Genomic DNA, 15,606 nt, shown 5'->3' on the forward strand with positions numbered 1-15,606 from the left:
ATAACCAATAGAAGTGAAAATTTGAAAAGAGGTGCAAAATAGATGAAAATTTCAACGAAAGGCCGCTATGGCTTAACAATTATGATTGATCTTGCAAAAAAGTTTGGTGAAGGTCCGATTTCATTAAAATCAATTGCGCAGGCGCATGACTTATCTGAGCATTACTTAGAGCAATTAATTTCACCACTTCGTAACGCTCGTCTTGTAAAGAGTACGCGCGGGGCATATGGCGGATATGTATTATCTGATCAACCGGCTAACATTACAGCTGGGGATGTAATCCGTGTATTAGAGGGACCGATTAGTGTTGTAGAAATGATAGAAGAAGAAGAGCCAGCGCAGCGCCAGTTATGGATGCGTGTTCGTGATGCGGTGCAAGAAGTGTTAGATAGTACAACGTTAGAAGATTTAGTACGTTATGAGGAAGAAAATCACGGGGGCTATATGTTTTACATTTAATTCCTTGTGAAACGATTTGGAAAGAAGGAGATTTAATGGAACGCATTTACTTAGATCATGCTGCGACATCTCCGACTCACCCAGAAGTGGTCGAAAAGATGATTCCATATATGACAGAAATATTCGGGAACCCGTCTAGTATTCACTTTTATGGACGTCAAACTCGTCACACAGTAGATGAGGCGAGAAGAGTGTGTGCACGCAGCATTCATGCGAATCCGAATGAAATTATATTTACGAGCGGTGGTACAGAAGCTGATAATTTAGCGCTTATCGGTGTAGCACGTGCGAACCGTCATAAAGGTAACCACATTATAACGACGCAAATTGAACATCATGCGATTTTGCATACGTGCGAATTGTTAGAGCGTGAAGGGTTTGAAGTGACATATTTACCTGTCGATGAAACAGGGCGCATTCAAGTTTCTGACATACAAAAGGCATTAACAGAAGAGACGATTTTTGTATCTGTTATGTTTGGGAATAATGAAGTAGGGACGATGCAACCGATTGTGGAAATAGGAAAGCTGTTAAAAGAGCATCAAGCGTATTTCCATACAGATGCGGTACAAGCTTACGGTTTAGTAGAAATTAATGTGAAAGAGTTTGGTATTGATTTATTATCAATTTCAGCTCATAAAATTAACGGGCCAAAAGGTGTAGGTTTCTTATACGCTGGTGCAAATGTGAAATTTGAACCGTTATTAATAGGCGGAGAGCAAGAAAGAAAACGCCGTGCTGGTACGGAAAATGTGCCTAGTATTGCGGGGCTTCAGCATGCAATTCTTATAGCTGAAAAAACTCGTGAGCAAAAAAATGCCCAATATGAAGAGTTTAAAGATATAATGGTATCTGTCTTCAAAAATGAAGGCATTACTTTCGAGGTAAACGGAAACTTAGAACATCGCTTACCGCATGTACTTAATGTAAGTTTTACAGGAATGAACATTGAACCTTTCCTTGTGAACTTAGACTTAGCTGGCATTGCAGTATCAAGTGGTTCTGCTTGTACAGCTGGTTCGATTGATCCATCACATGTATTAGTAGCGATGTTTGGAAAAGACTCCGATCAAATACGTTCATCCGTACGCTTTAGTTTTGGACTTGGAAATACGAAAGAGCAAATTGAAAAAGCGGCGTACGAAACAGTGAAAATCGTGAAGCGATTAACACAAAATTAGCATGGGAGGTGACATGATGAACAAACTACCTCACGAAACACGCGTTGTCATCGGAATGTCCGGTGGCGTCGATTCATCTGTAGCAGCACTTTTATTAAAAGAGCAAGGTTATGATGTAATCGGAATTTTTATGAAAAACTGGGATGATACAGATGAGAATGGTGTCTGCACAGCAACAGAAGATTACAATGATGTAATTGAAGTGTGTAACCAAATTGGTATTCCGTATTATGCAGTAAACTTTGAAAAACAATACTGGGATAAAGTATTTACGTACTTCTTAGATGAGTACCGAGCTGGTCGTACACCAAACCCAGATGTAATGTGTAATAAAGAAATTAAATTTAAAGCATTTTTAGAGCATGCAATTGCGCTTGGTGCGGATTATGTGGCAACAGGCCATTATGCACGCGTTGCTTATATGGACGGCGAATATAAAATGCTTCGCGGTGTTGATGACAATAAAGATCAAACATATTTCTTAAATCAATTAAGCCAAGAGCAATTATCAAAAACAATGTTCCCATTAGGTGAATTAAAGAAACCGCAAATTCGTGAAATGGCGAAAGAAGCTGGCTTAGCGACAGCGGCGAAAAAAGATAGTACAGGTATTTGCTTCATTGGTGAGCGTAACTTTAAAGATTTCTTAAGTAACTACTTACCGGCACAACCAGGTGTAATGCAAACATTATCTGGTGAAGTGAAAGGGAAGCATGACGGTTTAATGTATTATACAATTGGACAACGTCATGGCCTTGGAATTGGTGGTAATGGTGATCCATGGTTTGCTGTTGGGAAAAATCTAAAAGAAAACATTTTATATGTTGATCAAGGATTCCATAACGAACTTCTATATGGTGATGAAGTTATTGCTACGAATGTAGGATGGGTAAGTAACAAAGAAAAAGAAACAGAATTTAAGTGCACGGCGAAATTCCGTTATCGTCAAGAAGACAATAAAGTAACGGTTCAAATCGTTGATGAAAATACAGTTCGTATTCTTTGTGATGAGCCAATTCGTGCAATTACACCAGGACAAGCAGTCGTTTTCTATGATGGAGATGAGTGCTTAGGCGGTGCTACAATTGATGAAGTGTACCGTAGTGGTAAGAAATTGGATTATTTAGGATAAATGAGAAGCCTCTGCCGATTAGCGGTTAGAGGTTTCTTTTACATAAAGCGAATTTTCGTTCGCTTGGAAAATACATTCTTTGTTATAATTTGTTGTAGAGGTGAAGGACATGTCAAACAAACTTGAAACAGGTATTCAATATATGCAAGAAGGAAACTGGGAAGAAGCAGCTAAAAATTTTACAGAAGCAATCGAAGAAAATCCGAAAGATGCGCTTGGGTACATTAATTTTGCAAATTTATTAGACGTATTAGGTGATAGCGAGCGAGCGATTTTATTTTATAAACGTGCACTAGAGTTAGATGATAAATCTGCAGCAGCCTATTATGGTTTAGGAAATGTATATTATGGCCAAGAGCAATTTACTGAAGCGAAAGCTGTATTTGAACAAGCAATGCAAGCTGGATTACAATCAGCTGATGTAACATTTATGTTAGGTATCACACATGTACAGCTTGGAAATGATCGTCTTGCACTACCATTCTTACAAAGAGCAACAGAATTAGATGAAAACGATGTAGAAGCTGTATTCCAGTGCGGACTTTGCTTCGCGCGATTAGAACACGTTCAAGAGGCGAAACCTTATTTTGAAAAGGTATTAGAAATGGATGAGGAGCATGCAGATGCGTATTACAATTTAGGTGTTGCGTACGTATTTGAGGAAAATAATGAGAAGGCTCTCGCTTTATTTAAGAAAGCAATTGAAATTCAGCCAGATCACTTTTTAGCGGGTAATGGCGTTCGTTTATTAGAGCAAGAAGCTGAATAAGATAAAAATATAGTTTAATGGGTAGTTATCCCTCATCTAAAAAGGTGGGGGATGTACTGCTCATTAAAGTGAAAATACCGGAAAGGAGAGGAAAAATGGGAAATCAACATGCAATGGATTTGTTTGAGGAAGAGAAAAAGTTTATAAAAGCGCAAGTTCTTCATACCATTTTCCACAACGAAGAAAACCTCTATTCCGTTGTCAGTATGAAAGTCATTGAAACGAATGAAACGTATGACGAAAAGAAAGTAATGATAAACGGTCATTTTCCCCGCATGCATGAAGATGAAGTGTTTACATTGACAGGTCATTTTAAGGACCATCCAAAGTATGGAAAACAATATATGGTTGAAACATTTAAAAAAGAATTGCCGCAAACAAAAGCAGGTATGGTGCAATATTTAGCGAGTGATTTATTTAAAGGGATAGGAAAGCGTACAGCTGAAAAAATTGTGGACCATCTCGGAGAACATGCTATTTCTAAAATTATGGATGACCCTGAGGCATTAAATGGTGTTGTTAATAAACAAAAGGCTCAGGAAATATATGAGACAATTGTTGAACATCAAGGGCTAGAGAAAGTAATGAGCTTTTTAAATGGCTACGGTTTTGGAACGAAACTTTCTATTAAGATTTACCAGCAATATAAAGAGATGACATTAGAAGTGATTCGTAATAATCCGTATCAACTTATCGAAGAAGTGGACGGGATTGGTTTTGGAAGAGCGGATGATATAGGGCGTGCGTTAGGGATATCGGGTAATCATGACGACCGTGTACGCGCAGGATGTTTTTACACATTAGAGAATGTCTCATTACAACTTGGTCACGTTTATATGAGGAAAGATCAACTTGTAAGAGAAACGATGTCACTTTTAAACAATCAAGAAGGAAGAGTGACTGAGGAAGATATTATAGGTTGTATTGAAACGATGCAAAGTGAAGGGAAAGTCATCATAGAAGAAGAACGAGTGTATTTAGCAACGTTATTCTACTCTGAGAAAGGTGTTGTAAAGTCTATTCGCAGGCTTATGAATCAAGAAGAAACACCTTCATTTCCAGAAGCAGAAGTGTTAAAAACGTTAGGTGAAATTGAAGAACAACTGAACGTACAATATGCACCGTTTCAGCAAGAAGCAATTCAAACGGCACTTCATAAACCGATGATGTTATTGACAGGTGGACCAGGAACAGGGAAAACAACAGTTATTAAAGGGATTGTTGAAATGTATGCATCACTACACGGGTTATCGTTAAATCCGAATGAATACAGTGATGATAATCCATTTCCAATACTATTAACAGCTCCAACAGGAAGAGCAGCGAAGCGGATGAGTGAATCGACAGGACTTCCAGCTTGCACAATTCACCGTTTACTTGGTTGGACGCCAGAAGGATCTTTCCAGCGTAATGAAACGGATCCTGTCCAAGGTAAGCTCCTTATTATCGATGAATTTTCAATGGTTGATATTTGGCTTGCAAATCAGCTATTTAAGTCGTTGCCGACGAACATTCAAGTTATCGTTGTAGGTGATGAAGATCAGTTGCCATCTGTAGGGCCTGGACAAGTATTAAAAGATTTATTAAATGCAGGCGCAGTTCCGACAGTGAAGCTTACTGAAATTTATCGTCAAGCGGAAGGCTCATCAGTGATTCAACTTGCCCATGCGATAAAAAATGGAACTCTACCACCAGATTTAGCACAAAATCAAAAAGATCGTTCATTTATCGGCTGTACAGGAGCTCAAATTGTTGAGGTTGTGAAAAAAGTTTGTGAAAATGCTAAAACAAAAGGCTTTAGCGCAAGAGATGTACAAGTATTAGCACCGATGTACCGCGGGCCTGCTGGTATTAATGTATTAAACGAAGCGCTGCAACAAGTATTTAATCCGAAGAGGGAAAAGAGTAAAGAAATTGCTTACGGTGATGTTGTGTACCGAAGAGGCGATAAAGTACTGCAACTCGTGAATCAGCCGGAGAGCCAAGTGTTTAATGGTGATATTGGGGAAATTGTTTCGGTGTTTTATGCGAAAGAAAACGTTGAGCAACAAGATATGATTATCGTTTCATTTGATGGAATTGAGGTAACGTATACGAAGCCCGATTTAAATCAAATTACGCATGCATATTGTTGTTCCATTCATAAATCACAAGGTAGTGAATTTCCGATTGTTATTATGCCAATCGTGAAAAGTTACAACCGTATGTTACGTCGTAATTTAATTTACACGGGCATTACAAGAAGTAAGAAGTTCCTTATTATTTGCGGAGAGGAAGCAGCTTTCCAATCTGGTGTAAATCGCCTTGATGATGCAATGCGTCAAACAACCTTAGCTAGTCGCTTGCAAGAATCAAAAGGAGAAGTACAGATGGTCACAGTTAATGGCGAGGAAATGGACGTGGAAAACATTTCACCGTATGATTTCATGTAACAAGGTGAAATTATATAGTGAAACTTTCAAACGCATAGCGTTGAAAGGCTCCAGTAAAATGTATAAATGAATGCAGTTTGGACATAATGGCGAATAGAATCTGGGAGACTGTAAGGAGATGAAAGCCATATGTTTATTTGTCCAAATTGCAAAGGGAAAGACATTGGAAAAATAGGTGTCAACCAATTTTATTGCTGGAATTGTTATATCGAATTATCGGTTTCAAAGGGGAAAATCCATACGCATCAAGTTGAGGAAGATGGTTCACTAAGCTCTCTTGATGATTTATTTGATGAGAATGAAAGAACGATCGGATAACGAAAAGGGGGATTTACTTTGAATCTACGCAATTCATTAATCGCATTAGGTGTTGGAGCTGCAGCATATCAATATGCTCGTAAGCAAGATGTATTTTCAAAACGCAATATGAAAAAAGCACGTAAGATGATTAAGTCTTACTTATAATCATTTCGATAAAGTGAAAAACTCCCTTGTAGACAAGGGAGTTTTTTTATGCACCCATATGCAAATAAAAAAGTCCGATCTCTGAGAAAAGATAAGATAGACCGTAGCAGCCAACGCCAAGTATTCCATACTGCCATAATTGCTTCGCTTTTTCTTTACGTGAGGAATGAATAAAGAACCCCTTCCAAATACCGAACCCGATACAAATCCATTCAAGAATCATAAAAAGTGCTGATAATCCAAGCATAAATAAAACCATAATTAGCCCTCCTGATTATATTAATTCATGCTGTATTCTCAGGGGTGGTTGTCCTTGTTATGTTATTTATATGTACGTCTTTAAAAAACAGTATGGTCCGTATGAAAAGATTTTAAAAGTTTCGCACATAACCTACCCCATTTATTTTCAAAATAAAGGTGGAGGAGGTTTTTCATGTGAAGAATCTTAAAATCATTTGGATATATCGTTTAGGATTATTGTTACTTGTTTTTCTTTGTCTGCTCGTCTTTTTAAAAATTAAGCCGCTATGGGCACCGATTATTTTTGTATTTAAAGTAGCAATCACGCCGTTTCTTATCGCGTGTTTTATTGCGTATTTATTGCACCCTTTAATTGAAAAAATTCATAAGGAAGGGATGCCCCGTACACTTGCCATTTTGCTCATTTATATCCTTTTCTTTGGCGGAATTGGTTATGGGATTTATAAAGGAACACCAGTCGTTATTAAACAGTTACAAGAGATTAATGAACAATTTCCGCAGTTTACAAAAATGTACGATTCGTGGATGGATGGCGTTACAGAACAAACGGCGAATTTCCCTTCGTTCATTCATGAAAAGGTGAAACAACTTTTTGTGGGTGTGGAAACGAAGATTCAAGCGCTTTTAAATAAAGTGATGAGTACAGCTCGTGGTGTACTCGATTCATTGCTCATTATTTTCTTAATACCGTTCATTGTATTTTACATATTAAAAGATTATGGTGAGTTTTATCATATCTTTTGGAAACTAGTCCCAAGTAAATGGCGAGGTACGGGGCAAATGCTTGCGAAAGAAATTGATAAATCACTTGGAAGTTATATTCGAGGACAGTTATTTGTTTGTTTAGTATTAGGGGGAGTATCAGCTCTTTCTTTTTGGTTTATCGGTATGAAATATCCATTATTGCTTGGCATTATTATTGGGGTAACGGATATAATCCCGTACTTCGGTCCTATTTTAGGAGCAATCCCGACGTTAATGATTGCAGCAACAGTATCAACGAGTTTACTTATTAAGGCGGGGATCACAATTGCGATTTTGCAATTTGTGGAGAGTAACATTTTATCGCCTTACATCGTTGGTAAGTCACTTCGTATGCATCCCGTTATTATTATGCTTGCCTTACTAGTTGGGGGAGAGGTAGCTGGGATTGTAGGGTTGCTAATATCGGTTCCGATTTTAGCAGTTATTCGCACTGTCATTGTTCATGTGAGACCGCTCTTGAAAAAAGAAGATGTGTAAGTATAGAAGCCCTCTATGTAAGAAATAGAGGGCTAATCATATATTTATTTAGAAAGCTGCTCGTGTATCTTTTGAACGAGGGAGCTCACATCATTTGTTTGAATATGTTTTATTTTTTTCCATTCGTTATCATACATAAATACAATTTGATTGTTGAAAAGACGCTTTTGTTCTTTTAGATTAGAAATTTTTGCGAAAGAGTACTCTTCAAATATTGGATTCTTACTTACATCTGGCCCATAAAAGAATAGCCTTTTGTTCGTTAAAATTAGCAATCCTGGCCTTGCGACGGAACGATAAATAAATATGTCTAATGCACATGCTGCGTAAAATAATATCGTTTCGTCAGTCGCTAATATGTTTTTAGCTTTGCTAAGTAAGGTTGTCATTGTGATCGCTCCTTTATTTTATTAACAATAATTTAATTATAACAAAAAGGTAATATTTAGAAATTTATATAAATTATTCTTATAAGGAGATTCCGATTTATTAATAAATGCATACTATATGAAAAGGCTGTTAAGAATGAATAGTAGAATACTTATGATTAATAAGTAATTAATCCAATATAAATGATTATCTACATTGACAAACTTAAGAGAATTCTATTATATTTAGTCATATAATACATTAAATCAATGACGGAACAAGTACGTTACAGTCCATTTATAGAGAGAAGCTTCCATATGGCTGAAAGAAGCTTTAAATGAAGGGTAACAGAAAGCTAATCCTGAGAGCAGCTAATCACTGCCGTCTTGCCACGTTACGGCACCATGAGGTGATGAATTGATTGTTATTGTAATCAATTCATAATTAGGGTGGTATCGCGAGTTAACTCTCGTCCCTTTTATAGGGACGGGAGTTTTTTATATTTAAGGAGGAAAATACAATGAAACAACTAACAGGCGCACAAATTCGTCAAATGTTTTTAGACTTTTTCCAAGAAAAAGGACATGCAGTAGAACCTAGTGCATCACTAGTTCCGCATGAAGATCCATCTCTTCTATGGATTAATAGTGGTGTAGCTACATTAAAAAAATATTTTGATGGACGTGTAATCCCACAAAATCCACGTATTACAAATGCTCAAAAATCAATTCGTACAAACGATATTGAAAACGTAGGGAAAACAGCTCGTCACCATACATTCTTTGAAATGTTAGGAAATTTCTCAATTGGTGATTACTTCAAAGAAGAAGCAATTACATGGGCTTGGGAATTCTTAACGAGCGACAAATGGATCGGATTCGATAAAGAATTACTATCAGTTACAATCCATCCAGAAGATGAAGAAGCATTCACAATTTGGAATGAGAAAATGGGCGTTCCAAAAGAGCGTATTATTCGCTTAGAAGAAAACTTCTGGGATATCGGTGAAGGACCAAGTGGACCGAATACAGAGATTTTCTATGACCGTGGAGAAGCTTACGGTAATGACTTTAGTGACCCAGAATTATATCCAGGCGGAGAAAACGAGCGTTACTTAGAAGTATGGAACCTTGTATTCTCTCAATTTAACCATAATCCAGACGGTTCATATACACCACTTCCTAAGAAAAACATCGATACAGGGATGGGTCTAGAGCGTATGACATCTATCGTTCAAGATGTGCCTACAAACTTCGATACAGACCTATTCATGCCGATGATTGGTGCAACAGAAACAATTTCTGGTGAAAAATATCGTAATGGCGATTTAGAAAAAGATATGGCATTCAAAGTAATTGCTGACCATATCCGTACAGTAACATTCGCTGTTGGTGACGGTGCTCTTCCATCTAACGAAGGCCGTGGTTATGTATTACGTCGTTTATTACGCCGCGCTGTTCGTTATTCGAAGAAATTAAACATCAATCGTCCATTTATGTTTGAATTAGTACCGGTTGTTGGAGAAGTAATGAAAGACTTCTATCCAGAAGTACTTGAAAAGAAAGATTTCATTGCGAAAGTTGTGAAGAACGAAGAAGAGCGTTTCCATGAAACACTTCATGATGGTGAAGCGATTTTAGCTGAAGTAATTGCAAAAGCAAAAGAAGAAAAAACAACTGTTATTTCTGGAGTAGATGCGTTCCGTCTATATGACACATACGGTTTCCCAATTGAATTAACAGAAGAATATGCAGAAGAAGCTGGCATGACAGTTGATCATGAAGGCTTTGAAAATGAAATGGAAAAACAACGTGAGCGTGCACGTGCTGCTCGTCAAGACGTTGATTCTATGCAAGTTCAAGGTGGTGTCCTTGGAGAAATTAAAGTAGCGAGCGAATTCGTTGGTTACGGTACAGTTGCAACAGAAAGTAACGTTGTTGCACTTGTGAAAAATGGCGAATACACAGACAGCTTACAAGCTGGTGAAGAAGGACAGTTAATTCTTGATGTAACACCATTCTATGCTGAGAGCGGTGGACAAATTGCAGACCGTGGTTACCTTCTTGCTGATGGCGTGAAAGTTCTTGTAAAAGACGTACAAAAAGCACCAAACGGCCAAAACTTGCATAAAGTTGTTGTTGAAGAAGGAACATTAACGAAAGATGCGGCTGTAAAAGCTATTATCGATACGAAAAATCGTAGTAGCGTTGTAAAAAATCACACAGCAACTCATTTACTACATCAAGCATTAAAAGACGTACTTGGAACACACGTTAACCAAGCAGGTTCTCTTGTAACTTCTGAACGTCTACGCTTTGACTTCTCTCACTTCGGTCAAGTACAAGCTGACGAATTAGAAAAAATTGAGCGTATGGTAAACGAGAAAATTTGGGAAAGTATTGATGTTGAGATTTCTCAAAAAGCAATCGAAGAAGCGAAAGAAATGGGTGCAATGGCATTATTCGGTGAAAAATACGGTGATGTTGTACGCGTTGTACAAGTTGGCGATTACAGCTTAGAGCTTTGCGGCGGTTGTCACGTTGATAACACAGCTTCTATCGGTATTTTCAAAATCGTTGCTGAGTCTGGTATCGGTGCAGGAACTCGTCGTATTGAAGCAGTAACTGGTAAGTCTGCATACGAATTAATGAACGATCAAGTAGGTTTATTAAAAGAAGCAGCAGGAAAAATGAAAACAAATCCGAAAGATATTTTAACAAGAGTTGATGGTCTATTTGCTGAAGTGAAACAACTGCAAAAAGAAAATGAATCTCTTGCTGCGAAATTAAGCAATATCGAAGCTGGAAACTTAACTGATTCTGTAATGACAGTTGATGGTGTGAATGTATTAGCAGCGAAAGTAAATGTTGCAGATATGAATAACTTACGTACGATGATGGATGATCTGAAAAATAAATTAGAGTCAGCAGTTGTTGTATTAGCGTCTGTTAATGACGATAAAGTAAACATCCTAGCAGGTGTAACGAAAGACTTAATTAGCCAAGGTTACCATGCTGGTAAACTTGTGAAAGAAGTAGCTTCTCGTTGCGGCGGTGGCGGTGGCGGCCGTCCTGATATGGCACAAGCAGGCGGTAAAAACCCAGCTCAAGTCGAAGAAGCTTTAGCATTTGTACAAGAGTACGTTAAATCTGTTTCAAAATAAAGAGATAGTAGTGTACAATGGTAAGGAGAGGAGAAGTTCTTCTCCCTATACTTACTATATAAGTGAGGTGCTTGAAATGGACGGTTTTGATAAAACAATGAAGTTTAGCATTCAAGATGAAAAACAGAGTGTCCATGTAAATGATGTACTTTTAACTGTGTATGATGCACTTCAAGAAAAAGGCTATAATCCGATTAACCAAATCGTCGGTTATTTATTAAGTGGAGACCCAGCATACATACCTCGCCATAAAGATGCACGTAGCATCATTCGCAAGCTTGAACGTGATGAGTTAATTGAAGAGCTTGTGAAGTCTTACTTGAAACATCATCGTGAGGAGTAGTTTATGCGGATATTAGGTTTAGATGTAGGTACAAAAACAGTCGGAGTTGCAATTAGCGACGAAATGGGCTGGACAGCACAAGGATTAGAAACAATTAAGATTAACGAAGAACGAGGTCACTTTGGTTTTGATCGTATTTCTGAGTTAGTAAAGCAGTACAATGTGGACAAGATAGTAGTAGGTTTACCTAAAAATATGAATGGTACAATTGGCCCGCGTGGTGAAGCGTGCCAACAATTTGCAGAAAACCTACGAGAGCTGTTACAATTAGACGTTGTAATGTGGGACGAGCGTTTGTCAACAATGGCAGCGGAACGTCTGCTCATTTCAGCCGATGTAAGCCGTAAGAAGCGAAAGCAAGTAATTGATAAGATGGCTGCAGTCGTAATCTTACAAGGATTTTTAGATAGTAAATAAGAGGTGACCAAAATGGAAGAAAATCAAATTACAATTGTAGACGAAAAAGGTAACGAACATTTATGTGAAATTATTTTCACTTTTGACGCTGAAAAATTTGGAAAAAAATCATACGTAGTCTTCTCTCCAATCGGTGAAGTAGACGAAGATGGAGACCAAATTTATGATGCAATGGCTTATGAGCAAAATGAAGAAGAGGGCGGAACTTTACTTCCAATCGAATCTGAAGAAGAGTGGGAAATGGTACAAGAAATGTTCAACACTCTAGCTGATGAGCAAGAAGCTGAATAATAAGTACTGAAAAGATGGACGACATACAGTCCATCTTTTTTTGTATTTATATGTAAAATGAAAGATTTTTTGTCGAAACTGTGTAAGTCTTTGTAGTATAATGAGACGGATTGTAGAAAAATAAAGTGTCAATTAAAAAAGATAAGTGAATTTTTAGCGTTTTTACATCGTGCTGTATAGAAAGGTGTACATACGGTCTACAATTAAGTAAGGAGGAAATGTTTTGATAGAGAATCAAGTGAAAAAGAAGCGTAGACGCATCTTTTTATTTTCGATTATTGCACTGCTTTTAGTTTGTGGTTCAGTCTATGCGTATATTTCATCCGCATTAGGACCAGTTGATAGCGGGAATAAAAAAGAGATTGAAGTAGAAATTCCGAAAGGATCATCTACAAGTAAAATTGGAGAAATTTTAGAAGAAAAAGGCGCTGTAAAAAACGGTACAGTTTTTAGTTTTTATACAAAGGCTAAATCGAAAAGTTTACAAGCAGGTACATATTTATTAAATCCTTCAATGAATGCTGAAGATGTGATCGAACAAATGTCATCTGGCAATGTGCATCGTCCGGCTCTTTATAAAGTGACGATTAAAGAAGGGGCGCAAGTAACTGAAATTGCAGAAACGATTGCGACAGAACTAAAGTGGAATAAAGATGATGTTACGCGTCAATTAAACGATAAAGCATTTATTCAAAAAATGCAGCAAAAGTATCCGAAGTTATTAACGGATAAAATCTTTGATAGCAATATTAAATACCCATTAGAAGGTTATTTATATCCTGCAACGTATTCGTTTTATAAGAAAGATACGACGTTAGAAGAAATTGTAATTCCAATGCTTGAGAAAACAAATGCAATCATTGTTCAAAATGAGGCGAAAATGAAAGCGAAGAATTGGGATGTTCATCAGCTTTTAACATTATCTTCACTTATTGAAGAAGAGGCAACTGGTTTTACAGATCGTCAAAAGATCTCTAGTGTCTTTTATAATCGTTTAGCAAAAGGTATGCCGCTTCAAACGGATCCAACGGTATTATATGCACTTGGAAAGCATAAACAACGTGTATTATACGAAGATTTAAAGGTCAACTCACCGTACAATACGTATGTTGTAAAAGGATTACCGGTAGGGCCGATCGCAAACTCTGGTAAACATTCAGTAGAAGCTGCGTTAGAACCTGCGCAAACAGATTATTATTATTTCTTAGCTGCACCAAGTGGTGAAGTGTACTATGCGAAAACATTAGAAGAGCATAATGCATTAAAGCAAAAATACATTACGAAAAAATAGTGAAATGGGGAGGGATAGCGAAAAAAGTCGCACATCCCTCTTTTTTGTGGTAAAATATATCGGGTTAAAAACTGGCAGAAGAATCGTTTTTAATATCAAAACGGGACGTACAAGCTAAGGATAAAGCTGGCTTGTATTTTTATTGCATTCTATGTGTGAAAAGACGTCATAGAGGCACTTCTCCATGTAAATAAGGAGGACCATTTATGGAGGATGCAGTTAACGAGTACCTATTATCATTTATTGATCCGAAAGATAAATTAATTCTTGAAATGGAAGAATATGCAACAGAAAATCATGTGCCGATTATGGATCGACTTGGAATGGAATTTATGCTGCAATTTTTACGTTTAATTGGACCGAAAAGCATTTTAGAACTTGGAACAGCAATCGGTTATTCTAGTATTCGTATGATGCAAGCTATTCCAAATTCACGTATTGTGACAGTTGAGCGCAATCGTGAGCGATATGAAAAAGCACTTGAATATATAGAACGTTCCCCAGTAACAGATCGTATTTCAGTTATTTACGGTGATGCGTTAGAGACAGGTGAACAAGTAAAAGAACACGGGACATTTGACGTTATTTTTATTGATGCAGCAAAAGGACAGTATCGTCGCTTTTTTGACTTATATGAACCGTTATTAAATCCTGGTGGCGTAATTATTTCAGATAATGTTATGTACCACGGTCTTGTAACGACAAAAGAGAAAATTGAAAACAGACGTACACGTGGTTTAATCCGTCGTATTAAGACGTACAATGAGTGGCTTATGAACCATGAAGGATATGATACAACGATTTTCCCAATTGGTGATGGAGTAGCTGTTAGTAAAAAGAGAGGGTGACCAAGGTATGAAGAAACCTGAATTGTTAGTAACGCCAAGAGCGGTGGCGGATATCGAACAACTTGCGAAAGCAGGAGCAGATGCGGTAATGATCGGTGAGCAAAAGTTTGGTTTACGTTTAGCAGGGGAGTTTTCACGTGAAGATGTAAAACAAACTGTAAAGATTGCACATGAAAATGGTGTGAAAGTATACGTAGCCATGAACGCTATGTTCCACAACGATAAAGTAGAAGAATTAACAGATTACGTTTCATTTTTAAACGAAGTAAATGTAGATGCAATTGTTTTCGGAGATCCAGCGGTATTAATGGCTGTTCGTGAAGTAGCACCAAATATGCAGTTGCACTGGAATACAGAAACGACAGCAACAAACTGGTTCACTTGTAATTACTGGGGACAAAGAGGATCAAAGCGTGCTGTATTAGCTCGTGAGCTTAGCTTAGATGAAATTGTTGATTTAAAAGAAAATGCTGAAGTGGAACTGGAAGTACAAATTCACGGTATGACTTGTATGTTCCAATCAAAGCGTTCATTAGTAGGAAACTACTTTGAGTATCAAGGACGTAATCTTGACATTGAAAAGAAAAAATATGAAGAGAATATGTTCTTATATGACCCAGAGCGTAACAATAAATATCCAATTTATGAAGATGAAAATGGTACTCACATTATGAGTCCGAACGACATTTGTTTCATCGATGAATTAGAGGAACTAATCGATGCTGAAGTTGATAGCTTAAAAATCGACGGTGTACTAAAAAGCTCTGAATACATTATTGAAGTAACGAAGAAATATCGTCAAGCGATTGATTTATGCATAGAAGATCGTGATGCATATTATGACGTGAAAGATGATCTATATAAAGAAATAGAAGAAATGCAACCAGTAAATCGTCCGTTAGATACAGGATTCTTCTTTAAAGAAACGGTTTACTAAACGAGG

17 protein-coding genes and 1 other annotated feature are annotated in these 15,606 nt (G+C 37.3%); of the genes, 15 read left to right on the top strand and 2 right to left on the bottom strand.

Annotation, left to right across the window (positions count from 1 at the left end; all coding sequences use genetic code 11):
• Positions 1-42: 42 nt before the first annotated feature.
• The 7 genes from cymR (at position 43) to HMPREF1014_RS02445 (ending at position 6,438) form a co-directional block, all read left to right on the top strand.
• Positions 43-459 carry a cysteine metabolism transcriptional regulator CymR gene (cymR, locus tag HMPREF1014_RS02415; protein WP_000704116.1) on the top strand — a complete coding sequence of 139 codons (417 nt, stop codon included), beginning with the start codon at positions 43-45 and terminating at the stop codon, positions 457-459.
• 35 nt (positions 460-494) lie between these two features.
• Complete coding sequence (locus HMPREF1014_RS02420; RefSeq protein ID WP_000439888.1) at positions 495-1,640, top strand: cysteine desulfurase family protein; 1,146 nt, start codon at positions 495-497, stop codon at positions 1,638-1,640.
• 16 nt (positions 1,641-1,656) lie between these two features.
• Positions 1,657-2,772 (top strand): tRNA 2-thiouridine(34) synthase MnmA, encoded by a 1,116-nt coding sequence (gene mnmA / locus HMPREF1014_RS02425; protein WP_001038010.1) that lies wholly within the window; start codon positions 1,657-1,659, stop codon positions 2,770-2,772.
• Positions 2,773-2,881: 109 nt separating this feature from the next.
• Positions 2,882-3,541, top strand: a complete 660-nt coding sequence (locus HMPREF1014_RS02430; protein WP_000066407.1) for a tetratricopeptide repeat protein — start codon at positions 2,882-2,884, stop codon at positions 3,539-3,541.
• A 95-nt stretch (positions 3,542-3,636) separates the two neighbouring features.
• Positions 3,637-5,973 (top strand): SF1B family DNA helicase RecD2, encoded by a 2,337-nt coding sequence (gene recD2 / locus HMPREF1014_RS02435; RefSeq protein WP_000528085.1) that lies wholly within the window; start codon positions 3,637-3,639, stop codon positions 5,971-5,973.
• Positions 5,974-6,102: 129 nt separating this feature from the next.
• A complete protein-coding gene (locus tag HMPREF1014_RS02440) occupies positions 6,103-6,291 on the top strand; it encodes a YrzR-like zinc ribbon domain (RefSeq protein WP_000469281.1) in 189 nt (62 codons plus the stop codon).
• Positions 6,292-6,309: 18 nt separating this feature from the next.
• Positions 6,310-6,438, top strand: a complete 129-nt coding sequence (locus HMPREF1014_RS02445; protein ID WP_001053553.1) for a YrzQ family protein — start codon at positions 6,310-6,312, stop codon at positions 6,436-6,438.
• Positions 6,439-6,484: 46 nt separating this feature from the next.
• On the opposite strand, the gene HMPREF1014_RS02450 is transcribed toward HMPREF1014_RS02445, so the two are convergent.
• A complete protein-coding gene (locus tag HMPREF1014_RS02450) occupies positions 6,485-6,697 on the bottom strand; it encodes a hypothetical protein (protein WP_000242535.1) in 213 nt (70 codons plus the stop codon).
• Between the two features lie 176 nt (positions 6,698-6,873).
• Between HMPREF1014_RS02450 and HMPREF1014_RS02455 the strand changes: the two genes are divergently transcribed.
• Positions 6,874-7,941 (top strand): AI-2E family transporter, encoded by a 1,068-nt coding sequence (locus HMPREF1014_RS02455; protein WP_000793128.1) that lies wholly within the window; start codon positions 6,874-6,876, stop codon positions 7,939-7,941.
• A gap of 44 nt (positions 7,942-7,985) precedes the next feature.
• On the opposite strand, the gene HMPREF1014_RS02460 is transcribed toward HMPREF1014_RS02455, so the two are convergent.
• Positions 7,986-8,330, bottom strand: a complete 345-nt coding sequence (locus HMPREF1014_RS02460) for a PH domain-containing protein (protein WP_000209574.1) — start codon at positions 8,328-8,330, stop codon at positions 7,986-7,988.
• Between the two features lie 240 nt (positions 8,331-8,570).
• Positions 8,571-8,790, top strand: a binding site (T-box leader).
• A 40-nt stretch (positions 8,791-8,830) separates the two neighbouring features.
• On the opposite strand from HMPREF1014_RS02460, the gene alaS reads away from it, so the two are divergent.
• From alaS to HMPREF1014_RS02495, 7 genes are all read left to right on the top strand, one after another.
• A complete protein-coding gene (gene alaS / locus HMPREF1014_RS02465) occupies positions 8,831-11,473 on the top strand; it encodes an alanine--tRNA ligase (RefSeq protein WP_000811825.1) in 2,643 nt (880 codons plus the stop codon).
• A gap of 76 nt (positions 11,474-11,549) precedes the next feature.
• The gene (locus HMPREF1014_RS02470; RefSeq protein WP_000348590.1) at positions 11,550-11,816 is read left to right on the top strand and encodes an IreB family regulatory phosphoprotein; all 267 of its coding nucleotides are present in this window, start codon (positions 11,550-11,552) and stop codon (positions 11,814-11,816) included.
• 3 nt (positions 11,817-11,819) lie between these two features.
• A complete protein-coding gene (gene ruvX / locus HMPREF1014_RS02475) occupies positions 11,820-12,233 on the top strand; it encodes a Holliday junction resolvase RuvX (protein WP_001221193.1) in 414 nt (137 codons plus the stop codon).
• Positions 12,234-12,245: 12 nt separating this feature from the next.
• Entirely contained in the window at positions 12,246-12,524 is a 279-nt protein-coding gene (locus HMPREF1014_RS02480) for a DUF1292 domain-containing protein (RefSeq protein ID WP_000392247.1), read from the top strand.
• A 223-nt stretch (positions 12,525-12,747) separates the two neighbouring features.
• A complete protein-coding gene (gene mltG / locus HMPREF1014_RS02485) occupies positions 12,748-13,815 on the top strand; it encodes an endolytic transglycosylase MltG (RefSeq protein WP_000572137.1) in 1,068 nt (355 codons plus the stop codon).
• Between the two features lie 206 nt (positions 13,816-14,021).
• The gene (locus tag HMPREF1014_RS02490; RefSeq protein WP_000389102.1) at positions 14,022-14,663 is read left to right on the top strand and encodes an O-methyltransferase; all 642 of its coding nucleotides are present in this window, start codon (positions 14,022-14,024) and stop codon (positions 14,661-14,663) included.
• 7 nt (positions 14,664-14,670) lie between these two features.
• Positions 14,671-15,600, top strand: coding sequence for a peptidase U32 family protein (locus tag HMPREF1014_RS02495; RefSeq protein ID WP_000742810.1), 930 nt, complete (start codon positions 14,671-14,673; stop codon positions 15,598-15,600).
• Positions 15,601-15,606 lie beyond the last annotated feature (6 nt).

The organism is Bacillus sp. 7_6_55CFAA_CT2 (assembly GCF_000238655.1).
In the GTDB taxonomy this organism is placed as follows: Bacteria; Bacillota; Bacilli; order Bacillales; family Bacillaceae_G; genus Bacillus_A; species Bacillus_A cereus.